The organism is Streptomyces flaveolus (genome assembly GCF_014648815.1).
GTDB classification, from domain to species: domain Bacteria; phylum Actinomycetota; class Actinomycetes; order Streptomycetales; family Streptomycetaceae; genus Streptomyces; species Streptomyces flaveolus.
This window is the reverse complement of the sequence record NZ_BMRV01000021.1, coordinates 18,869-42,421: the sequence shown is the minus strand read 5'-3', so window position 1 is coordinate 42,421 and position 23,553 is coordinate 18,869. Positions and strand designations below refer to the sequence as shown.

Genomic DNA, 23,553 nt, shown 5'->3' with positions numbered 1-23,553 from the left:
GGCCGTCCAGCGCGAGCGTAACGCGATGGGCACCGGCCGCCGGATTTTTGTCGATCACCTGTGACAGGCGGGGTCCGGGCCCCGGGGACTGCTCAGCCGAGCGCGCGGCCGAGCAGGTACACAGCCGGTGCCGAGGCCGCCAGCGGCAGCGCCACACCCGCCGTGAAGTGCACGAACCGCGACGGGTAGTCGTAGGCCGCGACCCGGTGCCCGATCAGCGCGCACACCGCGGCGCCCGCGCCGAGCAGCGCACCCGACGTGCCGATGTCCGTCACCGCGCCGGCCGCGATCCCGGCACCCGCCGCCGCGAGCAGCGCGACGACCACGCAGACGGGCGTCGGCAGCGGCAGCGCGCGGGCCACGAGGGCCACCGCCACGGCGACCGCGCCGACCGTCACCGCGTCCGCGTCGGCCGCGAGGTAGCCGCCCGCCACGACGGCCAGGGCCGCCGCGGCGACGGTCGCCATCAGGCCGTACATCCGCTCGTCCGGGTCGGCGTGCGACCGCAGTTGCAGGACCAGGGACAGCAGCACCCATACGCCGAGCGTGCCGAGGAGCGCCGCCGGGGAACGGTCCGACACCAGCATCGCCGCGTCCGCGGCCAGCGCGCCCGCGAAGCCCAGCGCGATGCCCTGCCGGGCGGGCCACATGCCGTTCAGCCGGAACCAGCCCGCCGCGGTGACGGCCTGGAGGACGATCAGCGGGACGAGCAGCGCGTACGTGCCGACCGCGGCCGCACCGGCCAGCAGCAGTCCGAGCAGCGCGGTGAGCGCGGCCGGCTGCATCCCGGGATCGATGATCGGCGAACGCCCCTCGGCCCGGGCCCGCTGCGCGTCGGTGATCCGGGCGTTGCCCGCGAGGGTGGCCGGGCCGTACTCGGGTGCGTCGGTGGAGGCGGTGGCCGCCGCGGCCGGCGCGGCCGGCGAGGGCTCGGGGGCGGTGGGGAGGGCGGGGGGCTCGGATGCGTAGGGCTGCGGCTGGGGCTGAGCCTGGGGGGCGTACGTCTGGGGTTGCGGCTGGTACTGCTGCGCTTGCGGCTGCGGCTGCGCTTGGTACTGCTGCGGCTGGTACGGCTGCGCCTGATGCTGCTGCGGCTGCGGCTGGTACTGCTGTGGCTGCGGCTGGTACGGCTGCGATCCGTACGCCTGCCCGCCGTACCCACCGCCGTACCCGCTGTCCCCCTGCGGGGGCAGGTACGCCGTCTCCTCCGCCGGGACGGGCGGTTGCAGCTGGGTCTCCCAGGTCTGGCCCTGCCACTGCTGCGTGTGCTCGCCCTGCTGGTGCTGTCCGGGCCACACCGGGGCGTCGTACCCCTCGTGTCCCTCGTACGGCTGATGCGGCTGCTGCCCGTGATACGGCTGGTCGGTCATCGTCACCCTCCCGCGAACGGCGGGAGCACCTCGACCGTGCCGCCGTCGGCCAGCCGTACCGTCTCGTGCGCGCGCGTGCCCACGGGGTCGCCGTCGACGAGGAACGAGCAGCGCAGCAGCACGCGCGTGAGTTCGCCGGGGTGGCTCTCGCGCACCGCGTCGAGCGCGTCGGCGAGCGTGGCCGCCTCGTGCGGCTCCTCGGCCACTCCCGCCGCGGCCTTCGCGGCCGCCCAGTAGCGCACCGTGACCTTTGCCATCTGGATCCTTCGTCGCCGGTGCCGATCGGCGTCCGTGCCGATCGGCGGTGAACACCGTCAGGCTAGCCCGCCCGCGCCACGGCCCAGTCGCCGATCCTGCGCAGCAGCTCCTCACCGGAGGCGTGCTCGGCGTGGCCCATGCCGGGCTCCACCCAGAGTTCGCCGTGGTCACCGGCCGCCTCGGCCAGCATCCGGGGGTGGTCGAGGGGGAAGTAGCCGTCCCGGTCGCCGTGCACGAGGAGCAGCGGCGTCGGCGCGATGCGCGGCACCGCCTCCACCGGCGACAGCGGCACCGGGTCCCAGTCCCGGTGGTGGATACGGGTGCGCAGGCCGTAGCGGCCGACCAGCCGCCCGGCGGGCCGCATCACCAGCCAGTGCAGCCGGCGCATGGGGGCCGTACCCCGGTAGTACCAGCGGGCGGGGGCGCTCACCGACACGACGGCGTCCGTGCGAGCGGCACTGTCGTCGCCGTACAGAGCGGCGTGCCGCAGCACCACCGAGCCGCCCATGGAGAAGCCCACGGTCACGACGCGCGCGTGACCGAAGCCGCGCGCCCAGGCCACCGCCGCCGCGAGGTCGAGCACCTCCCGGTCGCCGACGGTCGAACGCCCGCCGGAGGCACCGTGACCCCGGAAGGAGAACGTGACGACGGCCCCGCGGCGCGCGAACGCCTCCGCGATCCGGCGCACGTGCGGGCGGTCGGCGTCGCCGGTGAACCCGTGCGCGACGACGAACACCAGGTCGGCGGCGTCCCCCCGGTCCGGACCGGGGTCGTACACGGCGTCGATGCGCACCCCGTCCGACGTGCGCAGAAACGTCCGTGCGGGCGTGCGGCGGGGCGTCCGCCCCGCCGTCCCCCGGGACGTCCCAGGATGTGGACGAATCGTGGAACGCGCCACATGACCTGCCCGACCGTCGCTCATGTCGGCTATTCTGCTGGGCAGAGGACTCGGGCGACGTAGCCCCCGGGTCCTTTTGTGCTTTCGGGAGCGTTCACCAGCGTTCACCTCCCGGACTCGCAGCGGACTCCACGGGCGCGGGGTCCGCACCGTACGAAGCAGTGCCGTAAACGTCCTCGCAGGGACCGAGGAGGAACCAGACGTTATGGGCGAGCGAACCGTGCACGACCGTAAGACGACCCAGGCAGGTGGGGCGCGATGAGTTCTCTGCTGCTCCTGACCAACGCCCTCCAGCCGTCGACGGAGGTGCTTCCCGCCCTCGGCCTGCTGCTGCACAACGTCCGCGTGGCCCCGGCGGAGGGGCCCGCTCTCGTCGACACCCCCGGCGCCGACGTCATCCTCGTCGACGGGCGCCGCGATCTCCCCCAGGTGCGCAGCCTGTGCCAGCTCCTGCGCTCCACGGGCCTCGGCTGTCCGCTGATCCTCGTCGTCACCGAGGGCGGCCTGGCCGCCGTCACCGCCGACTGGGGCATCGACGACGTGCTGCTGGACACCGCAGGTCCGGCGGAGGTCGAGGCCCGGCTGCGGCTGGCCATGGGCCGCCAGCAGATCGTCGGCGACGACTCCCCCATGGAGATCCGCAACGGTGACCTGTCGGTGGACGAGGCGACGTACTCCGCCAAGCTCAAGGGCCGGGTCCTGGACCTGACGTTCAAGGAGTTCGAGCTGCTGAAGTACCTCGCCCAGCACCCGGGCCGGGTCTTCACCCGCGCCCAGCTGCTCCAGGAGGTGTGGGGCTACGACTACTTCGGCGGCACCCGCACCGTCGACGTGCACGTACGGCGGCTGCGCGCCAAGCTCGGCCCCGAGCACGAGTCGCTGATCGGCACCGTCCGCAACGTCGGCTACCGCTTCGTCACGCCCGAGAAACCGGAGAAGAAGGAGCGGGCCGCGGAGGAGCCCAAAGCGAAGACGGGGTCCACGGCCGAGGCGGACGCCGCGGAGGCTGCGCCCGCCGCGGCCGAGGCCTGAGCGTCACCGGGCGGACCGAGGGCTGATACGCCCTGCCCGGAGCCGGTCCATCCGCGTAGACTCCGCGCGTGGCCAAGGTGACTCGGGATGATGTGGCGCGACTGGCGGGGACTTCGACCGCCGTCGTCAGCTATGTCATCAACAACGGACCCCGGCCGGTCGCCCCGGCCACGCGCGAGCGTGTCCTCGCCGCGATCAAGGAGCTGGGGTACCGGCCCGACCGGGTCGCCCAGGCCATGGCGTCTCGGCGCACGGACCTGATAGGCCTGATCATCCCGGACGCCCGCCAGCCCTTCTTCGGGGAGATGGCCCACGCCGTCGAACAGGCCGCGTCCGAGCGCGGGAAGATGGTCCTCGTCGGCAACACCGACTACGTCGGCGAGCGCGAGGTCCACTACCTGCGTGCCTTCCTCGGCATGCGGGTCTCCGGCCTGATCCTGGTGAGCCACGCCCTGAACGACCTGGCCGCCGCCGAGATCGAGGCGTGGGACGCCCGGGTCGTGCTGCTGCACGAGCGTCCCGAGGCCATCGACGACGTCGCCGTCGTCACCGACGACCTGGGCGGCGCCCAGCTCGCGGTGCGCCACCTGCTGGAACACGGGTACGAGTACGTGGCCTGTATGGGCGGCACCGCCGACACCCCGTCCGTCGGCGACCCGGTCTCCGACCACGTCGAGGGCTGGAAGCGGGCGATGAAGGAGGCCGGGCTCTCCACCGAGGGCCGGCTCTTCGAGGCGCCGTACAACCGCTACGACGCGTACAAGGTGGCCCTGGAGGTCCTCGCCGGGCCGCGCCGCCCGCCCGCGGTCTTCTGCTCCACCGACGACCAGGCGATCGGCCTGCTGCGCGCGGCCCGTGAGCTGCGCATCGACGTCCCCGGCGAGCTGGCGGTGGCCGGCTTCGACGACATCAAGGAGGCGGACCTGGCCGACCCGCCGCTGACGACGGTCGCCTCCGACCGGTCGGCGATGGCGCGGTCCGCCGTCGACCTGGTCCTGGACGACGGGCTGCGGGTCGCGGGCTCGCGGCGGGAGCGGCTGAAGGTGTTCCCGTCGCGGCTGGTGGTACGGCGCTCCTGCGGCTGCGAGTAGCCTCCGGCGGTCACTGGAGCCGGGTGCCTTTATATCGGGCATACGAGGTTCTGCCGGGCTTCTCAGGCGGGACTCAGGAAGCTCTCATCCGCGGGCGCGAAGCTCATGGACATGACCGAGAGCTTCCGCCGCAGCGGCGAGTACGAGAACGCGCATCCGTACGTGACCCCCTATGAGGGCGCCCAGCAGCACGCCTCCTCGCCGGAGAGCCACGCGAGCCCGGAGAGCCACGCGAGCCCCGTGAACCCGGAGTGGCCGCCTCCGCCGGCCCAGCCGCCCCACCCTCCGATGGCCGCGGTGCCGGGTGAGCCCGCCCCGTCGCCCCGCAGGCGGACCCGGCGCGGTCCGGTCGCCCTGCTCGCCGCCGTGGCGATCGTCGCGGCGGCCGTCGGCGGCGGCACCGCCTTCGGCATCCAGGAGCTGACCGGCGGCGACACCGTCGCCTCCAGCTCCACCAGCACCACCGTGGTGCCCTCCAGCCAGAAGGGCACGGTCGCCGGTGTGGCCCGGGCGGTCAGCCCGAGCATCGTCGAGATCAGCGCCGCCTCCAACGCCGGCTCCTCCACCGGCTCCGGCGTGATCATCACCGGTGACGGCGAGATCATCACCAACAACCACGTCGTGTCCGGCGCCTCGTCGATCAAGGTGACGACCAGCGACGGCAAGCAGTACAGCGCGCAGGTCGTCGGCACCGACAGCAAGAAGGACCTGGCGCTGATCAAGCTGGAGAACGCCTCCGGTCTGAAGACCGCCACCCTCGGTGACTCCGACGGCGTCCAGGTCGGCGACCAGGTCGTCGCGATCGGCTCCCCCGAGGGCCTGACCGGCACCGTGACCAGCGGCATCGTCTCGGCCCTGAACCGTGACGTGACCGTGTCGGCGGACGAGGGACAGCAGCAGGAGCAGCAGCGGCAGGGCGGCCAGTGGCCGTTCGAGTTCGGCGGCCAGCAGTTCAACGGCGACACCGGCTCGTCCACGACGACGTACAAGGCGATCCAGACGGACGCCTCCCTCAACCCGGGCAACTCCGGCGGCGCGCTGATCGACATGAACGGCAACATCGTCGGCATCAACTCCGCGATGTACTCGGCGGCCGGTTCGTCCTCGTCGGCGGACGCGGGCAGCGTCGGTCTCGGCTTCGCCATCCCGATCAACACCGTCAAGGCGGACCTGGCCACGCTGCGGGCGGGCGCGGACGGCTGAGCGAAGGAGCGCAGCACGCCATGATCCAGCGGATCGCGCACGCCGCGACGTCCATCGACGGCGGCCCGGCCGGAGTCGTCCTCGCCCTGGAGGTCGCCTCCGCACTGCACCCTCCGGTGCCCCGGGCGCCGGAGGTGTCGGCCCGCGCCGCCACTCGCGCCGCCGCCCGCACCGCGGCACACCGTCGCCGCGCCGTACGGGGATGACCCGCACGCACCGCGCCGCAGGGCGCCGGCCCCGGCCTGCGGCACCGCACGGGCCGACTCGGACGTGCGACGCTGAAGGCGTTGGCAGCCCCTACCCACCGCACCCGAGGAACCCGAGCCCATGAGTCCCGCAGAAGGCGACCGCGACCGTGACACCCAGCGCATCCTGATCGTCGACGACGAGCCGGCGGTCCGCGAAGCCCTCCAGCGCAGCCTCGCCTTCGAGGGGTACGGCACCGAGGTCGCCGTCGACGGCGCCGACGCCCTGGAGAAGGCGGCGGCGTACCGGCCCGACCTCGTCGTCCTCGACATCCAGATGCCCCGCATGGACGGCCTGACCGCCGCCCGCCGGATCCGCGGCGCGGGCGACACCACCCCGATCCTCATGCTGACGGCCCGCGACACGGTCGGCGACCGGGTGACCGGCCTGGACGCCGGTGCCGACGACTACCTGGTCAAGCCCTTCGAGCTGGACGAACTCTTCGCCCGCATCCGCGCGCTGCTGCGCCGCAGCTCCTACGCGGCGGCGCTCGAGGCCACCGCCGGCAACGACGACACCCTCAGCTTCGCCGACCTGACCATGGACCTGGCGACGCGGGAGGTCACGCGGGCCGGGCGGCCGGTGGAGCTGACCCGCACGGAATTCACCCTCCTCGAGATGTTCATGGCGCACCCGCGCCAGGTCCTCACCCGGGAGCAGATCCTGAAGGCGGTCTGGGGCTTCGACTTCGAGCCGTCGTCCAACTCCCTCGACGTGTACGTCATGTACCTGCGCCGCAAGACCGAGGCGGGCGGCGAACCGCGCCTCGTCCACACGGTCCGCGGCGTCGGCTACGTCCTGCGGCAGGGCGGCGCGGAGTGATCAAGCGGTTCCGCACCCTGCCCCTGCGCTCCCGCCTGGCGCTGCTGGTCGCGGCGGCGGTGGCGTTCGCGGTGGCGGCGGTCTCGGTGACGTGCTGGTTCGTGGTCCGCAACCAGCTGTACCACCAGCTGGACGACCAACTGCGCGGTGAGCAGGTCTCCAGCCAGCTTCTGCAGAGCATGCTGGCCAACTGCCGGTCGGCCGATCCCCAGGAGCTGCCGCAGGCACCCAACGCCCCCATCGTGACGATCCTCTACTCCGACGGCTCCACGTGCGTGGATCCGGGCAGCGAGGAGATGCGCGTGCAGGACGCGGACGTGGCCGTCGCCGACGGCCTGGCGGAGAGCACGCTGCACACCGGCAGAACCACGGAGGGCACCACGGTCCGCGTCTACACCCGCCCGGTCGTCGACCGGCTCACCAAGCAGGTGCAGCCGGGCATCGCCGTGTCCGTCGCCAAACCGGTGAAGGAGGTCACCGAGCCGCTGTCCTCGCTGGTCTGGGTCCTCCTGCTCGTCTCCGGCATCGGCGTCGTCGGCGCCGGGGCCGCCGGAGCCGCCGTCGCCCGCGCCGGGCTGCGTCCGGTGGACGACCTGGCCCAGGCCGTCGAGCACGTCGCCCGGACCGAGGACCTGAACGTCCGCATCCCCGTGGAGGACGACAGCGAGGACGAGATCGCCCGCCTGTCCCGCTCCTTCAACTCGATGACCTCCTCCCTGGCCAGCTCCCGCGACCTCCAGCAGCAGCTCATCGCCGACGCCGGCCACGAACTCCGCACGCCCCTCACCTCCCTGCGTACCAACATCGAGCTGCTCTCCCGCAGCGAGGAGACCGGCCGCCCGATCCCCGAGGCCGACCGCAAGGCGCTCCTCGCCTCCGTGAAGGCGCAGATGACGGAGCTCGCCGCGCTCATCGGCGACCTCCAGGAGCTGTCGCGCCCGGACACCGGCCAGCACGCGGGCAGGACGCAGATCCTCGCCTGGCAGGACGTCGTCGAGTCGGCGCTGCGCCGGGCCCGCCTGCGCGGACCGGAGCTGACGATCACCGCCGACGTCCGGCCCTGGTACGTACGGGCGGAGCCCTCCGCCCTGGAGCGCGCGATGGTCAACATCCTGGACAACGCGGTGAAGTTCAGCCCGGACGGCGGCACCGTCGCCGTACGCCTCGCCGACGGAGTCCTCACCGTCCGCGACCACGGACCCGGCATCCCCGCCGAGGAACTCCCCCACGTCTTCGACCGCTTCTGGCGCTCCCCGTCGGCCCGCGCGCTGCCCGGCTCGGGCCTCGGCCTGTCGATCGTGGCCCGGACGGTCCAGCAGGCGGGCGGCGAGGTGACCCTGACCCCGGCGGAGGGCGGCGGCACGACGGTCACGGTGCGACTGCCGGGGGCGCCTGTGCCGCCGCCGGATCTGGGCGCGGCGGACGGGGAGGACTGACACGGCACGAGGCCCGGGCCGCGTACCGGGTGGACGCGTCCCGGGCCTCGCCGAGAGAGGTGCCGGAAGCCGTTACTGCACGACCGTGATCCGGTCCGCGGCCGGCGGGGCGATCGGGGCCGACGCCGACGAGTTGGCCGTCAGGTACTGCTCGAGGGCCGTCAGGTCGTCCGTGCCGACCAGTTCGTCCGTGCCCCGGCCCAGCGTGGTGAAGCCGTCGCCGCCGCCCGCGAGGAAGCCGTTCATCGCGACGCGGTAGGTGGCCGCCGGGTCGATCGGGGCGCCGTTCAGGCGGATGGAGCCGGTGACGACCCGGTCCGCGCCCGTCTTCGTCAGGTCCAGGGTGTACGTCAGACCGGACGAGATCTGGAGGATCTTCGGCGCCGCCTCGTTGCCGCCGGTCACCTGCTCCTTGAGGGCCTGGATCAGTTGGGCACCCGTGTAGCTGCGCAGGTTCACCGTGTTGGCGAAGGGCTGGACCGTGAAGCCCTCGGCGTACGTCACCACGCCGTCACCCTCACCGGCCTTCGCCGCGTACGTGAGCGGCGCCCGGATGCCGCCCGGGTTCATCAGGGCCAGGTCGGTCTCCGGGTCCAGGGACTTGCCGTAGGCCAGCTGCGCGTCGGCGATCAGGTCGCCGAGGGGGGACTCGGTGCCGTCGCGGTTGATGTCGCCGGAGATGTAGCCGATGGGACGGTTGCCGATGGGTGCGGCCAGGGTGTTCCACCGCTCGATCAGACGGGTCATGTCCGGTGCCTTCGGGACGTCCCGCGTCACCACGTGGTTCGCCGACTTCACGGCCGTACGGGCGATGTCACCCGTCGCGCGGTCGTACGTCAGCGTCGTGTCCGTGTAGAGGCGGCCGAAGGACGCGGCCGACGTGACCATGCGGGGGTTGCCCGCCGGGTCGGGGATCGTGCAGACGTACGCGTTGTGGGTGTGGCCGGTGACCAGCGCGTCCACCTCGGGCGTGACGTTCTTGGCGATGTCGACGATCGGTCCGGAGATGCCGTCGCCGGCGCCCGGGGAGTCGCAGTCGTAGTTGTAGGAGGACGACGCCGGGAAGCCGCCCTCGTGGACGAGGGCGACGATCGACTTCACGCCCTGGCGCCGCAGCTCCTCGGCGTACTTGTTGATCGTCTCGACCTCGTCCTTGAACTGCAGGCCCTTCACGCCGTCAGCCGAGACGATGTTCGGGGTGCCCTCCAGGGTCACGCCGATGAAGCCGACCTTGACGCCCTTCTGCTTCCACACCCAGTACGGCTTCAGGAGGGGCTTCTTCGTCTTCTCGTCCAGGACGTTGGCCGCCAGGTACGGGAAGTCGGCGCCCTCGAACTCCTCGTCCGTGTAACAGCCGTCGGTGGGGTGGCAGCCGCCGTTCTGCAGGCGGGCCAGCTCCCTGGCGCCCTCGTCGAACTCGTGGTTGCCGACGGACGTCACGTCGAGGTCGAGCTTGTTCAGCGCCTCGATGGTCGGCTCGTCGTGGAACAGGCCGGACAGCAGCGGGGAGGCGCCGACCATGTCGCCGCCGGCCGCGGTGACGGAGTACGGGTGCCCCTTGCGGGCCTGGCGCAGGTGGGTGGCGAGGTACTCGGCGCCGCCCGCGTCGATCGTCTTCGTGGTGCCGTCCGGCTGGAGTTCGGTGACCCGGCCGGAGGAGCCGGCCGGGGGCTCCAGGTTGCCGTGCAGGTCGTTGAAGGAGAGGAGCTGGACGTCCTGGTAGCGGCCCGGCCGGTGATCGGGCTGGTGACCGCGGTGGCTCTCGCCCGCGGTCGCCGACGCCGGCAACGCCGCGGCGGCGAGCGCTCCCGCGGTGACGACACCGGCGGTCACCGCGAGCAGGCGGTTGACGCGGCGTCTGCGGCGCGGTTGGTACGACTGTGCTGTGGCTGGCATGCGCCCCCCTGTGGGTCTGCCTGCGGATCTGCTGGTGCGAGCCGTCGAGGAGAGGGACGGCCCGTCGGCGCAGCCTAGAGTCAACGCGCGTAGCGCGACAGGGGTTTCCGGGTTACAGCCTGGTTTACCTTCGTCGTCCTGTGCCGCCACTTTGCCGGGCCCGCCCCTTACCCTCGTACGCATGACCAGCGACGACACCGTGCGGCCCGGCCGCCCCCGCTCGATCGAGACCCTCGCCGCACTCACCCCGGAACAGACCGAAGCCGTGCTCGCCCTGCTCGGCGAGGCCGCCCGGAACGACGGGCAGCACGCCGTGTCCGAGCAGGGGCGCCTCCAGCTGCGCGGTGGCGCGCGGGAGGGCGTCGCCCACCTGCTGCTCACCGTGGACGGCGAACTCGTCGGCTACGCCCAGCTGGAGGACACCGACCCGGTGGAGCCGCCGGCCGCCGAACTGGTCGTCCACCCCTCCTACCGGGGGCAGGGGCACGGGCGGGCGCTGGGCTCCGCGCTGCTCGCGGCCTCCGGCAAGCGGCTGCGGATCTGGGCGCACGGCGGCCACTCCGCCGCCCGGCATCTGGCGCAGGTGCTCGGGCTGACCCTCTTCCGCGAATTGCGGCAGATGCGACGCCCGTTGGCCGGCCTGGACCTGCCGGACCCGCGCCTGCCCGAGGGCGTGAGCGTGCGCACCTTCGTGCCCGGTCGGGACGACGCGGCCTGGCTCGCCGTGAACGCCGCCGCCTTCGCCCACCACCCCGAGCAGGGCGCCCTCACACAGCGGGACCTCGACGACCGCAAGGCCGAGGCCTGGTTCGACCCCGCGGGGTTCTTCCTGGCCGAACGCGGGGGCGAACTGATCGGCTTCCACTGGACGAAGGTGCACGCCGAGGAACGGCTCGGTGAGGTGTACGTCCTCGGCATCCGTCCCGACACCCAGGGCGGCGGCCTGGGCAAGGCCCTGACCACCATCGGCCTGCGGCACCTGGCGGAGCAGGGCCTGCCCACGGCGATGCTGTACGTCGACGCCGACAACAAGGCGGCGGTGTCCGTCTACGAGCGCCTCGGCTTCGTCACGCACGAGACGGACCTGATGTACCGCACGGAGACGTGAGCCGTCACCTGCGCGCCGCGCCTGCCGGAGACGCGAGCCGTCCCCCGCGCCCTACGCCTGCCCGCCGGGAGCGCGGGGCGGCCCGGGCAGGGTGACGGCTCGCGACCGTCCTCGCCGCCCGCGCCGGCCCACCGGTTCCGGTCCGCACACCGCCCACGCCACCGCGACCGCCGCCAGCAGGATCGCCCAGCGGTCGTGCGCCACGGGCCACCGTGGGTCGTCCGGCACCACGAACAGCGCCCAGTCGTCGGGTATCAGCAGGGGCGCGAGAACGGCGACGACCAGCAGGGCCGCCGCGACGGCCGGACCGGGGCGCGGTTCGTCCGTCAGCCGTACCGCCGCCGCGGCACCGGCGAGCGCCAGCACGCACATCGCCGCGGCCTCCAGGGTGATGTCGCCGACCGGGGGCCGTGTACCCGAGGGCGCGAGCAGTAGCACCGCCGTCCACCACAGCGCGGCGGGCGGTGCGACGAGGGCCACCCGCAGGGCCTGCCGGAGGGGGCGCCGGGTCGGGACGGGCGCGGTGAGGTGCCGGGCCCGGTCGTCCAGCAGGAAGACCAGGCCGAGCGCGCCGACCAGGGCGACGCCCCGCAGCAGGGTGAGCGCCTGCCAGGGGGTCGGCTCGGCACCCGCCATCCTCGGCGTCCCGGCGAGCAGCAGCCCGAGGGCGCCCGCGGAGCCCAGGGACCGCCACGGCAGCGTGCGCCACACGGGGCCGGCCAGCGCGCGCGTCACTCGCACGAGTCCGCCTTCTTCGGCCCGGCCACGCCCAGCAGCCCGGCGGCCTCGTCCGTCGTGACGTCCGGGGAGGTCAGCTCGGCCCAGTGCGCCTTCACCCGCTCGGCGACACCGGGGCGCGGCTTCTCGAGCAGCTGCCGTACGACGTCGGTCTGACCCTCCGTCATGGTCAGCGGGTCGGTCGGGGACAGGACCATCGCGGATCCCTCGACACTGTCGTCGAGACGGACGCGGCGCAGGGCGTTCATCGGGTCGTCCTGCCAGCTGAGGGACAGCCACATGATGGTGACCATGCGCCCGTCGCACACCGCGCTCCCCGCCTCCTCGCTGCCCGCGACCAGCACGGCGGCGACGGCGGTGGAGAACTCCGGGACCCGGTTGCCGCCCCAGGCGGTGCCCACGGTCACCCGGTGCGGTGCGCTCAGCGCGGGGATCGCGGCGTCGTCCCCCAGTCCGTACCGGGCGTCTATGCGCTGCCGTACGAGGAGCCGCTGATCGTGCGCGGTGCCGCCCGCGAGGGACTGGACGCGGTCCACCACCCCGGCCCAGGTACCGGTCCGGGTCTCCCACTCGGGGAAAGCGCAGTACGTGGACGGACCGTGCCCGACGCAGGTCTGCTCCTTCTCCGGGCTCACCGAGGCCCGCTCGCGGGCCTCGGTCAGCTCGGGCGACGGGTCCGCGCTCCGGGCCTGCAGTATTCCGCCGGCGACCGCCAGCGCGAGGGTCAGGGCGACGCCCGCCCGGACGGCCGGTCCGCGTCCGCCGGCCACCAGTACCGCGAGGAAGCCCACGCACAGGGCGGCGCCCGCCAGGTACAGGGCGTGCCAGGCGGCGGGCCGCCCGAGCAGGTCGGAGGGCAGGGACTTGGCACCGCCCTCGACGACCACCGGGGACAGCCACGACAGCCCGCCCGTACCGCCCGTACCGGTGCCGAGGACGAGCGTGAACAGCAGGCAGACCACCAGCAGCGGCGCGGCGAGCGGCGACCGCAGCACCCGGGCCAGCAGCACACCGAGGGCCCCGAACAGCAGCACCGTCAGGGGCCCCACGAGCAGCTCGGCCGGTGAACCGTCCCCGACCGCTCCGTCCTTGGCCGCCTCCCACGCGAACTGTCCGGCCACGCACAGCGCGGTGAGCGCGGCGGCCGGTACGACGGCGAGCGCGTGTGCCACCGTACGGCGCCAGGGCGCCACGACCAGGATCGCGAACTGGCTCTCCGTGCCGTGGCGCGCGGAGCGCAGGACGGCGAAGTTGGCGGACACCAGGACGGCGAGGCCGACGAGGAGGGGCCCGCCCTGGGTGGCGCGGTCGGCGTCCTGGAGGGCCGGATATCCGTCCCAGGAGCTGCGGGTGCGCCACACGATCCAGGCGACGTAGGCGACGAACGCGACGACGACGGGGATGCTCAGCAGCAGCCGGCGTGCCTCGAACCGGGCGAGGGCCAGCACGGCCCGGGCACCGCCGCCGCGCGGCCCGGCGTCCACGGCGGGCGGGGCGGACGTCTGAACAGTGCTCATGCCGCCACCTCCGCACCGGCGCCGTCGAGGGTCAGCAGGTAGCCGTCCTCCAGCGTGGGTTCGAGCAGTTCGGCGCCGGAGGGCGGGTCGCCCACGTTCCGGAAGGAGCCGGTGCCGGTGCGCCACCCGGCCTTCGCGTGCGGGTCGCGTTCCGTACTGCTCCACACGCGCCCGGCGGCCCGCGCGGTCAGTTCGGCGGGGGTCCCGTCGAAGCGCACGGCTCCGGCGGCCATGACGACCACCCGGTGGCAGAGCATCGCCACGTCCTCGGTCTGATGGGTGGACAGCAGCACGGTCCGCCCCTCTCCCGCCCCGGCGATCAACTCCCGGAACCGCATCCGCTGTTCCGGATCGAGTCCGACCGTCGGTTCGTCGAGGACCAGGAACCCGGGGTCACCGACGAGCGCCGCCGCGAGCGCGACCCGCTGCCGCATGCCACCGGACAGCTTCCTGATCCGCTTGCCGCGCACGTCGCCCAGGGCGACCTCGTCCAGGACGCGCCGCACCTCGCGGTGCCGTCCGGCCCGGTCGGTCAGCTCCTTCAGGATCGCGACGTAGTCGACGAACTCGAAGGCGGTGAAGTCCGGGTGGAAGCCGGGGGTCTGCGGCAGGTACCCGAGCCGCCGACGCACCTCCTGCCGTCCCCGCGCGGTGCCCGGGTCGTGCCCCAGCACGGTGAAGGTGCCCCGGTCGGCGGGCACGGCGGTCGCCAGCACACGCAGCAGCGTGGTCTTCCCGGCCCCGTTCGGTCCCAGCAGCCCGGTGACGCCCGGCGTCAGCCGCAACGACACCTCGTCCAGGGCCAGGGTGCGCCCGTAGTGAAGGCTGAGCCCGGCGGCGGTAACGGTGGGGGTCATACGGCACTCCCGTACACAGGTCGAAAGGAGAAGAAAGAGAAGGAGAAGGAGAGGGTGGAGAAGGGGGAAGGGCTCACGCGGCGCCCCGCGGGAAGACGTCGAACCGGTCGCGGAATAGGACCAGCAGCCCCGTCCCCAGCACGGCCACGGCCGCGGACACGCCCTGCCCGGCCGCGGTGAACGGCGCCAGCGGACCGCCCTCCGCGGCCTGCGCGGCGTCGGCGGCGAACAGCACGGCACCCCACGCCCCGGCGACCACCGAGGGCGCGACCACAGGGCCCAGCCGGGGCGTCAGCGCCAGCCCGGACGCGGTGAGGGCGAGCGCGGGCAGCAGCCAGGCCAGTGCGCGCAGCCCGTATCCCGGCAGGGCGAGCGTCGCGAGGCCGTTGACGCCGAGGCCGACGGCCAGGACGGCGACCGTGCGGATCATCAGCAGCCGGAAGCCGTGCATCGGCGAGACGACCGCCATCTCGTACGTCGGATCCAACGCGGGCCCGTAGGCGAGCGCCACCCCGGCCAGCGGCAGCAGCGGCGCGAAGGCGAGGAAGACCGTGGGCCTGTCGGTGGCCCCGGACGTGAAGGCGACGACGAAGGTCATCACCAGCACGGCGACGACCGCACCCAGCCAGGACCGGCGCAGCACGGGCGTGGCCGCGAGCAGCCGCGCCGTGTGGTCGGCGACCCCGCACCGCACCAGCAGGCCCTCCAGCCACCCCGGCCGGGGTGCGTCCAGCTCGGCGTCGAGCCGCTCCCACCCCGCCTCCAGGGCGGCGGCGTCGCTCACCTCGGCGAGGACGCCCCGGCACCGCGCGCAGGCGGTCAGATGGGCATCGGCGGACCAGAGCACGGGCGCCGCGAGCTCGCCGCGGGCGTACGCCCGCAGGTCGTCCTCGTCCACGTGCCAGCCGTTGTCGATTCTCATGCCAGCGCCTCCCGCAACTGCCGGCGGGCCCGCATCGCCCGCGTCTTGACCGTGCCCGGCGGGATGCCGAGCAGGACGGCCGCCTCGCGGGTGCTCAGCCCGTCGATGACCGTGGCCTGGAGCACCGCGCGCAGCTCCGGCGAGAGCCGGACGAGCGCGCCGGCGAGGTCCCCGTGTTCCACGCCGGCGAGCACCCGCTCCTCGGCCGATGCCTCGTCCCGGTGCCGCAGGCGGGCCAGCGCCTGCCGCAGCCGCCCCCGGGCTCCGTCGCCGCGCAGCGCGTCGACCAGCCGCCGGGAGCCGATCCGCCACAGCCAGCCGGCCACGTCCCCGTCCTCCCGATAGCGCGCGCTGCCCCGCCACACCGCGAGGAACGTCTCCTGCACGACGTCGTCGACGACACCGGCGTCGGCGCAGCGGCCGCGCATCCGGGCGGCCAGCCAGGGGGCGTACCGCCGGTACAGCTCCTCGAAGGCGCGCCGGTCGGCGTCCGCCGCGACGGCCCGCAGCAGCTCACCGTCGGTTCTCGTTTCGCTCACATCTCCTCATCGGACGAGCCGGGGCGTCCGGTTCACACGATCACAGGTCGGTTTTCCGACCCGGCGCCCCGGGCGAGGTGTCCGACGTGACGCGGCCTGCCGGAGGCCCCCCGCTATCCCACACGTCATGTCCCCGTAACCATCGATTCAGACAGCCTTGCGACCCTCACCGAATGAAGCCGACCGTGCCACCAGGAGCAGAGCATTCCGCGCCGTCCGACGCGCCTGTCCTGCGCGCGGCGCGGAAGAATGGGTTCATGAGGCAGCCGAACACCCAGGCCGAGGTCCAGCACTCGCAGCCCTCCGTGGGCTCCATCGCCGCGCACCGCCCGCACACCGTGGCCGCCACGGTGTCCGATCTGGAGCCCGACATCGACGCAGACCTGGACGCGTACGAGGAGTCGGAGGCGTCCCAGGCCGGTGGCGCCCAGCTGCCCCAGGGCCGCTTCCTGGACCGTGAACGCAGCTGGCTCGCGTTCAACGAGCGCGTCCTCGAACTCGCCGAGGACCCGAACACCCCGCTCCTGGAGCGGGCCAACTTCCTCGCGATCTTCGCCAGCAACCTGGACGAGTTCTTCATGGTCCGCGTCGCCGGCCTGAAGCGCCGCATCGCGACCGGTGTGGCCACCCGCTCCGCCTCCGGCCTCCAGCCCCGCGAGGTGCTGGAGATGATCTGGGCCCGTTCCCGCGAACTCATGGCCCGGCACGCCGCCTGCTTCCACGAGGACGTCGCCCCGGCCCTGGCCGAGGAGGGCATCCACCTGGTCCGCTGGAGCGAGCTGGCCGAGAAGGAGCAGGCCCGCCTCTTCACCCTCTTCCGGCACCAGATCTTCCCGGTCCTCACCCCCCTCGCCGTCGACCCGGCGCACCCCTTCCCGTACATCTCGGGCCTCTCCCTCAATCTCGCGGTCGTCGTCCGCAACCCCGTCACGGGCCACCGCCACTTCGCCCGCGTCAAGGTCCCCCCGCTGCTGTCCCGCTTCCTCGAAGCGTCCCCCGGCCGCTACGTCCCCATCGAGGACGTCATCGCCGCCCACCTCGAAGAGCTGTTCCCCGGCATGGAGGTCCTGGAGCACCACGCCTTCCGCCTCACCCGCAACGAGGACCTGGAGGTCGAGGAGGACGACGCCGAGAACCTCCTCCAGGCGCTCGAGAAGGAGCTCATGCGGCGCCGCTTCGGCCCGCCGGTCCGCCTGGAGGTGGAGGAGTCCGTCGACCGGGAGGTCCTGGACCTCCTCGTCCGCGAACTGAAGATCGGCGAGGCGGAGGTCTACCCCCTGCCCGGTCCCCTGGACCTCACCGGCCTCTTCCGCATCCACAGCATCGACCGCCCGGAGCTGAAGTACCAGAAGTTCGTCGCCGGCACCCACCGCGACCTCGCCGAGGTCGAGTCCGCCTCGGCGCCGGACGTCTTCGCCGCCCTGCGCAGCCGCGACGTCCTGCTCCACCACCCGTACGACTCCTTCTCCACCTCCGTGCAGGCCTTCCTGGAGCAGGCGGCGGCCGACCCGGACGTCCTCGCGATCAAGCAGACGCTGTACCGCACCTCCGGCGACTCCCCGATAGTCGACGCGCTCATCGACGCGGCCGAGTCCGGCAAGCAGGTCCTCGTCCTGGTCGAGATCAAGGCCCGCTTCGACGAGCACGCCAACATCAAGTGGGCCCGCAAGCTGGAGGAGGCCGGCTGCCACGTCGTCTACGGGCTGGTCGGTCTGAAGACCCACTGCAAGCTGTCCCTGGTCGTCCGGCAGGAGGGCGACACCCTGCGCCGCTACAGCCACGTGGGCACGGGCAACTACCACCCGAAGACGGCCCGCCTCTACGAGGACCTCGGCCTGCTCACCGCGGACCCGCAGGTCGGCGCGGACCTCTCCGACCTGTTCAACCGCCTCTCCGGCTACTCCCGCCGCGAGACCTACCGCCGCCTGCTCGTCGCGCCCAAGTCCCTGCGCGACGGCCTGGTCTCCCGTATCCACAAGGAGGTCCAGCACCACCGCGCCGGCCGCCCCGCGCACATCCGCATCAAGGTCAACTCGATGGTCGACGAGGCCGTCATCGACGCCTGCTACCGCGCGTCCCAGGCGGGCGTCCCGGTCGACGTGTGGGTGCGCGGCATCTGCGCGCTGCGCCCGGGCGTGGCGGGCCTGTCGGAGAACATCCGGGTCCGTTCCGTCCTCGGCCGCTTCCTCGAGCACTCGCGCGTCTTCGCCTTCGGCAACGGCGGTGAGCCCGAGGTCTGGTTCGGCAGCGCCGACATGATGCACCGCAACCTCGACCGCCGTATCGAGGCGCTCGTCCGGGTCACCGACCCGGCCCACCGGGCGGCCCTGAACCGGTTCCTCGAGACCGGCATGTCCGACGGCACCGCCTCCTGGCACCTCGGGCCGGACGGCGAGTGGACCCGGCACGCGACCGACGCGGACGGCCAGCCCCTGCGCAACGTCCAGGAGATGCTCATAGACGCCCGGAGGCGCCGGCGTGGCACAGCAACACCTTGACCCGACGAACCGCCTGGCCGAGCCGGCCGAACGGGCCGAACCGGCGAGCTCGGCCGGACCGGTTCCCGCGGAAGCCCTCGCGGGCTACCTCCGTGCCCAGGCCACGGAGTTCCTCCGCGCCCTGCGCCTGCACCGCGAGTCGGGCGCGGGCGCGAACGGTTCGTCCGGCGTGGGCGACGGCTCCGCGGGCCCGGTGGACGCGGCCCGCGCCCTGCGCCGCGCGGCCCGCCGTCTCAGCGGCACCCTGCACACCTACCAGCCGCTGCTCGACGCCGACTGGGCGGAGGGCATGCGCCCCGAGTTGGCCTGGCTGTCCGGCACGCTGGCTCTGGAGCACGCGTACGCCTCGCGCCTGGAACGCCTGCTCCAGGCGCTGCACCGCCTGTCCGGCTCGTCGGCGTTCCCGGCCCGCCGGCAGGTGGCGGCCGCTGCCGTGTCCGCCACCCTCCCGGCACCCCCTGCGGCCCCCGCGCCCCCGGACCGCGGCAACCTCACCGTGGGCGCGGCCAAGGCGGGCGCCCTGCTCGACCGCCAGCTGACCCTGGCCCGCACCCGGGCCCACTCCACCGCCTTGCAGGCCCTGGGCAGCAGCCGCTTCCACGCGGTCGCCGACAAGGTCGCGTTACTGGCCAGCGAGGTGCCCCTGCGGGCGACCGCCGACGTCACCGCCGACCTCCGCTCGCTGGCCGGAGCGGCGGAGGGCCGCCTCGCCGACGCGGTGGCGGCCCTGCCCCTGGTCACCGCGGGCCACCCGTACAACGCGGAGGCGCTGATCCACGGCCTGTCCCCGGACCCGGCACCTCACCCGCAGGACGCCCCTTGGCACCAGGTACGCCTGCTGCTGCGCCTGCACCGGTACGCCCGCGAGGTGCTGGCCGGCGAGGGCGGCCCCGGGGGTGAGGACGCGCGCCTGCTCACCGCGGGCGAGGCCCTCGACCGCCACCGCGACGCGTCGGAGGCCGCCGCCGCGGCGGCCCAGGCCGCCCGCACGCCCCGCATCGCCCCGGCGACGGCGTACGCGCTCGGCGTGCTGCACGCCGACCAGCGCCACGAGGTGGAGGCGGCACGGTACGCGTTCCAGCACGACTGGCAGCACAGAGGCGTCCGCCCGGCGCCGGCGCAGTGACCCGCGAAGGGACGGCGAGCCCCGCATGAGCACTCCCGAGGACACCACCGTCCGCGCGGCCGGCTGCGTGCTGTGGCGCCGCGCCCCGGGCACCGGCGAGCCGCAGCTCTGCCTGGTCCACCGGCCGAAGTACGACGACTGGTCGCACCCCAAGGGCAAGCTGCTGCGCGGGGAGGACCCGCTCGCCGGTGCCCTGCGCGAGGTGGCGGAGGAGACGGGGTACACCGCGTCGCCCGGCATCGAGCTGCCCACCGTGCGCTACCCGGCGGACGGCCGCCCCAAGGAGGTCCGGTACTGGGCGGCGGAGGCCGTCTCGGGCGGTTTCACGCCGAACGACGAGGTCGACCGCATCCTCTGGCTGCCGGTCCCGGCCGCCCGGGCCCGTCTCACCCAGCCCAGGGACCGGGCCCTCGTCGACGCCCTCCCGGCCGCGCTGCGCCCACAGGGGGACGCTCCGTACGACGGATGACCGGGAGACCGCGCCGTGTCATCGGCGTAAGCATTCCGTGACCTCACCGCACCGTCCACAGGGGTTCACCCCTCGTTCATTCACGCCCATCGGCGGCTTCACCTGTTCTGCCTAATTTCGGCCGTAGACAGTCCTCGCACGCCGCCGGATTCAGGACGGCGGCTCCTGGAAGGAACTCCCTCAAGTGAAGCTTCAGCGCATGAACCGGCGGGCCCTCGCTCTCGGTGCTCTCGCCGTCTCCGGCGCCCTGGCCCTCACGGCGTGCGGCTCCGACGACACCGGCGGAAACAGCAACGGCGGCGACTCCTCCGCCAGCACGCAGGCCGGCAACATCAAGTGCGACGACGCCAAGGGCCAGCTCCAGGCCTCCGGCTCCTCGGCCCAGAAGAACGCCATCGACGCCTGGGTCAAGCAGTACGTCGCGGCCTGCAAGAGCGTGCAGATCAACTACAACCCGACCGGTTCCGGCGCGGGCATCACCGCGTTCACACAGGGCCAGACCGCGTTCGCCGGTTCGGACTCCGCGCTGAAGCCCGACGAGATCGAGGCGTCGAAGAAGGTCTGCAAGGACGGCCAGGCCATCGACCTGCCGATGGTCGGCGGCCCGATCGCCGTCGGCTTCAACGTCCCCGGCGTCGACACGCTCGTCCTGGACGCCCCGACGCTCGCGAAGATCTTCGACAGCAAGATCTCCAACTGGAACGACCCGGCGATCGCCAAGCTCAACCCCGGCGCCAAGCTCCCCGACCTCAAGATCCAGGCGTTCCACCGCTCCGACGAGTCCGGCACCACGGACAACTTCACCAAGTACCTGAAGGCCGCCGCGCCGAAGGACTGGACGTACGAGCCGGGCAAGTCCTGGGAGGCCAAGGGCGGCCAGTCCGCGCAGGGCTCCTCCGGTCTGGCCGCGCAGGTGAAGCAGACGTCCGGCGCCATCTCGTACTTCGAGCTGTCGTACGCCAAGGACGGCATCAAGACGGTCGACGTGAAGACCGAGGCCGCCGAGCCGGTCAAGGCCACCGTCGACAACGCCACCGCCGCCATCGGCGCGGCCAAGGTCGTCGGCACCGGCAAGGACCTCGCGCTGGAGCTGGACTACACGCCGACCGCCGACGGTGCCTACCCGATCGTCCTCGTGACCTACGAGATCGCCTGCGACAAGGGCAACAAGGCGGAGACCCTGCCCGCCACCAAGTCCTTCCTGAACTACATCGCCTCGGAGGACGGCCAGGGCCTGCTGGCGGACGCCGGCTACGCCCCGATGCCCGCCGAGATCATCACCAAGGTCCGCGAGAACATCGCGAGCCTGAGCTGACCCGAGTGCGGTCCGGTCCCTGCCCGGGGCCGGACCGCACCGTCCGGTGCACCGCCGCCAGGAGCCCCCGCACGGACGGCTCCGCCCGAGCCGCCGCGTACGACGGCTCCGCAGACCGGAGAACCCGATGGACATATCCACTGATCCCCAGAAGCCAGCAGCAGCCCCCGTACCCCAACAGCCCCCGGGCCCCGAGGACAGGCGGGCCGCACGCGGCGCCACCCGGCCCGGCGACCGGATCTTCGTCGGGCTCTCCCGCGGGTCCGGCATCCTGGTGCTGGTCATCATGGCCGCCATCGCGGCCTTCCTCACGTACCGCGCCTCCCTCGCGATCAGCAAGGACGAGGCCAACTTCTTCACCAGCTTCGACTGGAACCCGAGCGGCGACCCCGCGGAGTTCGGCATCGCGGTCCTGGCCTTCGGCACCGTCGTGTCGTCGATCATCGCCATGGCCATCGCGGTCCCCGTCTCGGTCGGCATCGCCCTGTTCATCACGCACTACGCGCCGCGCAAGCTGGGCGGCGCCATCGCGTACGTGATCGACCTGCTCGCCGCCGTGCCCTCGATCGTCTACGGCCTGTGGGGCGCGCTCTTCCTGGTGCCGCACATGGACGGGCTCTTCGGCTGGCTGGACGAGTACCTCGGCTGGACCGGCATCTTCGAGTGGAACGGCGGAGCGCCGCGCTCGCTGCTCACCGTGGGCGTCCTGCTCGCGATCATGATCCTGCCGATCATCACCAACGTCAGCCGCGAGGTCTTCCGGCAGGTCCCGCGCATGCACGAGGAGGCCGCACTGGCCCTCGGCGCGACGCGCTGGGAGGTCATCCGGATGTCGGTGATCCCCTTCGGCCGCTCCGGCGTCATCTCCGCCTCGATGCTCGGCCTCGGGCGCGCGCTCGGCGAGACGATGGCCGTGGCCATGGTGCTCTCGCCGACCTTCGACATCAACGCCAGCCTGCTCGACCCGGGCGGCGGCACCTTCGCCCAGAACATCGCCAGCAAGTTCAACGAGGCGACCGTGATGGGCCAGGACGCGCTGATCGCCTCCGGTCTGGTGCTCTTCGTCATCACGCTGCTGGTCAACGGCGCGGCGCGCATGATCATCGCCCGCCGCAAGGAGTACTCGGGGGCCAACGCATGAGCCACGCAACCCTTACCCCCAAGAGCCGCAGCTCCCTGCGCGGCGCCACCCTGCCCCAGTGGTTCCCCTGGGCGGTCGCAGCCGGCTCGGTCGCCGCGGGCCTCGGCATCAGCACCGTCGCCGGGCTGAACAGCAGCATCCAGTGGGCCCTGATCGCCGTGGTCCTCTTCGTCGGCGGCACGTACGCCATCTCGGCCCGCGTCGAGGGCGGCCGGCAGGCCAAGGACCGGGTGGCGACCAGCACGGTCTGGGTCGCGTTCCTGCTGGCCCTGATCCCGCTGCTCTCCCTGATCTGGGAGACGGTCAAGCGGGGCGTGAAGGTCCTCGACGGCTACTTCCTCAGCCACTCGATGGGTGTGGTCGCCGACAGCGAGCCCGGCGGCGGCATCTACCACGCCATCCTCGGCACCCTGGAGCAGGTCGGCCTCGCCACCCTGTTCTCCGTGCCGATCGGTGTGCTCACCGCGATCTACCTGGTCGAGTACGGCCGCGGCCGGCTCGCCAAGGCCGTCACCTTCTTCGTCGACGTCATGACGGGCATCCCGTCGATCGTGGCGGGCCTGTTCGTCCTCAGCCTGTGGGTGCTCATCCTGGACATGGGCCCGTCCGGCGTCGCCGGCTCGTTCGCCCTGTGCATCCTGATGATCCCCGTGGTCATCCGCTCCACCGAGGAGATGCTCAAGCTCGTCCCGAACGAGCTGCGCGAGGCGTCACTGGCGCTCGGCGTGCCGAAGTGGCGCACGATCCTGAAGGTGGTCCTGCCGACGTCGGTCGGCGGCATCATCACCGGCGTCATGCTGGCCATCGCCCGCATCACCGGCGAGACGGCCCCCGTGCTGCTGCTGGTCTGGGGCACCGACTTCATCAACGCGAATCCGTTCCAGGACCCGCAGGAGTCGCTGCCGATGTACATCTACCTGCAGTACAGCGCGGGCTCCGCCCCCGCGTACGACCGTGCCTGGGCGGCGGCCCTGACGCTCATCGCGTTCATCATGATCCTCAACCTGGTGGCCCGCGGCATCGCCCGCTGGAAGGCACCGAAGACCGGTCGCTAAGGCCCCGGACCGAAAG

Annotated in this window: 22 protein-coding genes; 13 read left to right on the top strand and 9 right to left on the bottom strand. The window is 73.0% G+C overall.

The features are described 5' to 3' along the window. Positions 1–92: 92 nt before the first annotated feature. The 3 genes from IEZ05_RS33065 to IEZ05_RS33055 all read right to left on the bottom strand — a co-directional run bounded on the left by IEZ05_RS33065 (position 93) and on the right by IEZ05_RS33055 (position 2,550). The gene (locus IEZ05_RS33065) at positions 93–1,370 is read right to left on the bottom strand and encodes a hypothetical protein (protein WP_189233998.1); all 1,278 of its coding nucleotides are present in this window, start codon (positions 1,368–1,370) and stop codon (positions 93–95) included. Positions 1,371–1,372: 2 nt separating this feature from the next. Next, positions 1,373–1,627: a MoaD/ThiS family protein gene (locus IEZ05_RS33060; protein WP_189233997.1), complete on the bottom strand. Its 255-nt coding sequence runs from the start codon at positions 1,625–1,627 to the stop codon at positions 1,373–1,375. A gap of 62 nt (positions 1,628–1,689) precedes the next feature. Further along, positions 1,690–2,550, bottom strand: coding sequence for an alpha/beta hydrolase (locus tag IEZ05_RS33055; protein ID WP_189233996.1), 861 nt, complete (start codon positions 2,548–2,550; stop codon positions 1,690–1,692). Between the two features lie 234 nt (positions 2,551–2,784). Here IEZ05_RS33055 and IEZ05_RS33050 point away from each other — a divergent pair, with 234 nt between their 5' ends. From IEZ05_RS33050 to IEZ05_RS33025, 6 genes are all read left to right on the top strand, one after another. Continuing rightward, the gene (locus IEZ05_RS33050) at positions 2,785–3,558 is read left to right on the top strand and encodes a response regulator transcription factor (RefSeq protein WP_189233995.1); all 774 of its coding nucleotides are present in this window, start codon (positions 2,785–2,787) and stop codon (positions 3,556–3,558) included. Between the two features lie 68 nt (positions 3,559–3,626). Next, positions 3,627–4,649, top strand: coding sequence for a LacI family DNA-binding transcriptional regulator (locus tag IEZ05_RS33045; protein ID WP_189233994.1), 1,023 nt, complete (start codon positions 3,627–3,629; stop codon positions 4,647–4,649). A gap of 111 nt (positions 4,650–4,760) precedes the next feature. Beyond that, complete coding sequence (locus tag IEZ05_RS33040) at positions 4,761–5,852, top strand: S1C family serine protease (protein ID WP_189233993.1); 1,092 nt, start codon at positions 4,761–4,763, stop codon at positions 5,850–5,852. Positions 5,853–5,872: 20 nt separating this feature from the next. Then, entirely contained in the window at positions 5,873–6,058 is a 186-nt protein-coding gene (locus IEZ05_RS33035; RefSeq protein WP_189233992.1) for a hypothetical protein, read from the top strand. Positions 6,059–6,179: 121 nt separating this feature from the next. Beyond that, on the top strand, positions 6,180–6,920 hold the full coding sequence (locus tag IEZ05_RS33030; protein ID WP_189233991.1) for a response regulator transcription factor: 741 nt from the start codon (positions 6,180–6,182) through the stop codon (positions 6,918–6,920). Then, positions 6,917–8,356 carry a sensor histidine kinase gene (locus tag IEZ05_RS33025; RefSeq protein WP_189233990.1) on the top strand — a complete coding sequence of 480 codons (1,440 nt, stop codon included), beginning with the start codon at positions 6,917–6,919 and terminating at the stop codon, positions 8,354–8,356. Before IEZ05_RS33030 ends, IEZ05_RS33025 begins: the two co-directional genes overlap by 4 nt. A 72-nt stretch (positions 8,357–8,428) precedes the next feature. On the opposite strand, the gene IEZ05_RS33020 is transcribed toward IEZ05_RS33025, so the two are convergent. Continuing rightward, positions 8,429–10,252, bottom strand: a complete 1,824-nt coding sequence (locus tag IEZ05_RS33020; protein WP_189233989.1) for a bifunctional metallophosphatase/5'-nucleotidase — start codon at positions 10,250–10,252, stop codon at positions 8,429–8,431. 181 nt (positions 10,253–10,433) lie between these two features. Between IEZ05_RS33020 and mshD the strand changes: the two genes are divergently transcribed. Next, positions 10,434–11,360 carry a mycothiol synthase gene (mshD, locus tag IEZ05_RS33015; RefSeq protein WP_189233988.1) on the top strand — a complete coding sequence of 309 codons (927 nt, stop codon included), beginning with the start codon at positions 10,434–10,436 and terminating at the stop codon, positions 11,358–11,360. Between the two features lie 51 nt (positions 11,361–11,411). Here the strand turns inward: mshD and IEZ05_RS33010 are convergent, their stop codons facing one another. The 5 genes from IEZ05_RS33010 to IEZ05_RS32990 form a co-directional block, all read right to left on the bottom strand. Next, entirely contained in the window at positions 11,412–12,101 is a 690-nt protein-coding gene (locus tag IEZ05_RS33010; RefSeq protein WP_229869967.1) for an ABC transporter, read from the bottom strand. Next, positions 12,092–13,615 carry an ABC transporter permease gene (locus IEZ05_RS33005; protein ID WP_189233987.1) on the bottom strand — a complete coding sequence of 508 codons (1,524 nt, stop codon included), beginning with the start codon at positions 13,613–13,615 and terminating at the stop codon, positions 12,092–12,094. Before IEZ05_RS33005 ends, IEZ05_RS33010 begins: the two co-directional genes overlap by 10 nt. Then, the gene (locus IEZ05_RS33000) at positions 13,612–14,472 is read right to left on the bottom strand and encodes an ABC transporter ATP-binding protein (RefSeq protein ID WP_189233986.1); all 861 of its coding nucleotides are present in this window, start codon (positions 14,470–14,472) and stop codon (positions 13,612–13,614) included. Before IEZ05_RS33000 ends, IEZ05_RS33005 begins: the two co-directional genes overlap by 4 nt. Positions 14,473–14,545: 73 nt before the next feature. Continuing rightward, positions 14,546–15,394 (bottom strand): zf-HC2 domain-containing protein, encoded by an 849-nt coding sequence (locus IEZ05_RS32995; RefSeq protein WP_189233985.1) that lies wholly within the window; start codon positions 15,392–15,394, stop codon positions 14,546–14,548. Beyond that, the gene (locus tag IEZ05_RS32990) at positions 15,391–15,933 is read right to left on the bottom strand and encodes an RNA polymerase sigma factor (protein ID WP_189233984.1); all 543 of its coding nucleotides are present in this window, start codon (positions 15,931–15,933) and stop codon (positions 15,391–15,393) included. Before IEZ05_RS32990 ends, IEZ05_RS32995 begins: the two co-directional genes overlap by 4 nt. Before the next feature lie 257 nt (positions 15,934–16,190). On the opposite strand from IEZ05_RS32990, the gene IEZ05_RS32985 reads away from it, so the two are divergent. The 6 genes from IEZ05_RS32985 (at position 16,191) to pstA (ending at position 23,537) form a co-directional block, all read left to right on the top strand. After that, entirely contained in the window at positions 16,191–18,431 is a 2,241-nt protein-coding gene (locus IEZ05_RS32985; RefSeq protein WP_189233983.1) for an RNA degradosome polyphosphate kinase, read from the top strand. Further along, on the top strand, positions 18,412–19,557 hold the full coding sequence (locus IEZ05_RS32980; protein WP_189233982.1) for a CHAD domain-containing protein: 1,146 nt from the start codon (positions 18,412–18,414) through the stop codon (positions 19,555–19,557). The genes IEZ05_RS32985 and IEZ05_RS32980 overlap by 20 nt, the downstream gene beginning before the upstream one ends. Positions 19,558–19,582: 25 nt before the next feature. After that, complete coding sequence (locus IEZ05_RS32975) at positions 19,583–20,026, top strand: NUDIX hydrolase (protein ID WP_189233981.1); 444 nt, start codon at positions 19,583–19,585, stop codon at positions 20,024–20,026. A 184-nt stretch (positions 20,027–20,210) separates the two neighbouring features. Next, positions 20,211–21,341: a phosphate ABC transporter substrate-binding protein PstS gene (gene pstS, locus IEZ05_RS32970; RefSeq protein ID WP_189233980.1), complete on the top strand. Its 1,131-nt coding sequence runs from the start codon at positions 20,211–20,213 to the stop codon at positions 21,339–21,341. 127 nt (positions 21,342–21,468) lie between these two features. After that, the gene (pstC, locus tag IEZ05_RS32965) at positions 21,469–22,482 is read left to right on the top strand and encodes a phosphate ABC transporter permease subunit PstC (protein ID WP_189233979.1); all 1,014 of its coding nucleotides are present in this window, start codon (positions 21,469–21,471) and stop codon (positions 22,480–22,482) included. Continuing rightward, positions 22,479–23,537, top strand: a complete 1,059-nt coding sequence (pstA, locus tag IEZ05_RS32960; RefSeq protein WP_189233978.1) for a phosphate ABC transporter permease PstA — start codon at positions 22,479–22,481, stop codon at positions 23,535–23,537. The genes pstC and pstA overlap by 4 nt, the downstream gene beginning before the upstream one ends. The last annotated feature ends 16 nt before the right edge of the window (positions 23,538–23,553 follow it).

Coding starts and splice junctions, on each gene's coding strand:
- IEZ05_RS33065 (WP_189233998.1), bottom strand. CDS start 1,370: ATGACCGACCAGCCGTATCACGGGCAGCAGCCGCATCAGCCGTACGAG.
- IEZ05_RS33060 (WP_189233997.1), bottom strand. CDS start 1,627: ATGGCAAAGGTCACGGTGCGCTACTGGGCGGCCGCGAAGGCCGCGGCG.
- IEZ05_RS33055 (WP_189233996.1), bottom strand. CDS start 2,550: ATGAGCGACGGTCGGGCAGGTCATGTGGCGCGTTCCACGATTCGTCCA.
- IEZ05_RS33050 (WP_189233995.1), top strand. CDS start 2,785: ATGAGTTCTCTGCTGCTCCTGACCAACGCCCTCCAGCCGTCGACGGAG.
- IEZ05_RS33040 (WP_189233993.1), top strand. CDS start 4,761: ATGACCGAGAGCTTCCGCCGCAGCGGCGAGTACGAGAACGCGCATCCG.
- IEZ05_RS33035 (WP_189233992.1), top strand. CDS start 5,873: ATGATCCAGCGGATCGCGCACGCCGCGACGTCCATCGACGGCGGCCCG.
- IEZ05_RS33030 (WP_189233991.1), top strand. CDS start 6,180: ATGAGTCCCGCAGAAGGCGACCGCGACCGTGACACCCAGCGCATCCTG.
- IEZ05_RS33020 (WP_189233989.1), bottom strand. CDS start 10,252: ATGCCAGCCACAGCACAGTCGTACCAACCGCGCCGCAGACGCCGCGTC.
- mshD (WP_189233988.1), top strand. CDS start 10,434: ATGACCAGCGACGACACCGTGCGGCCCGGCCGCCCCCGCTCGATCGAG.
- IEZ05_RS33005 (WP_189233987.1), bottom strand. CDS start 13,615: ATGAGCACTGTTCAGACGTCCGCCCCGCCCGCCGTGGACGCCGGGCCG.
- IEZ05_RS33000 (WP_189233986.1), bottom strand. CDS start 14,472: ATGACCCCCACCGTTACCGCCGCCGGGCTCAGCCTTCACTACGGGCGC.
- IEZ05_RS32995 (WP_189233985.1), bottom strand. CDS start 15,394: ATGAGAATCGACAACGGCTGGCACGTGGACGAGGACGACCTGCGGGCG.
- IEZ05_RS32985 (WP_189233983.1), top strand. CDS start 16,191: ATGAGGCAGCCGAACACCCAGGCCGAGGTCCAGCACTCGCAGCCCTCC.
- IEZ05_RS32975 (WP_189233981.1), top strand. CDS start 19,583: ATGAGCACTCCCGAGGACACCACCGTCCGCGCGGCCGGCTGCGTGCTG.
- pstC (WP_189233979.1), top strand. CDS start 21,469: ATGGACATATCCACTGATCCCCAGAAGCCAGCAGCAGCCCCCGTACCC.
- pstA (WP_189233978.1), top strand. CDS start 22,479: ATGAGCCACGCAACCCTTACCCCCAAGAGCCGCAGCTCCCTGCGCGGC.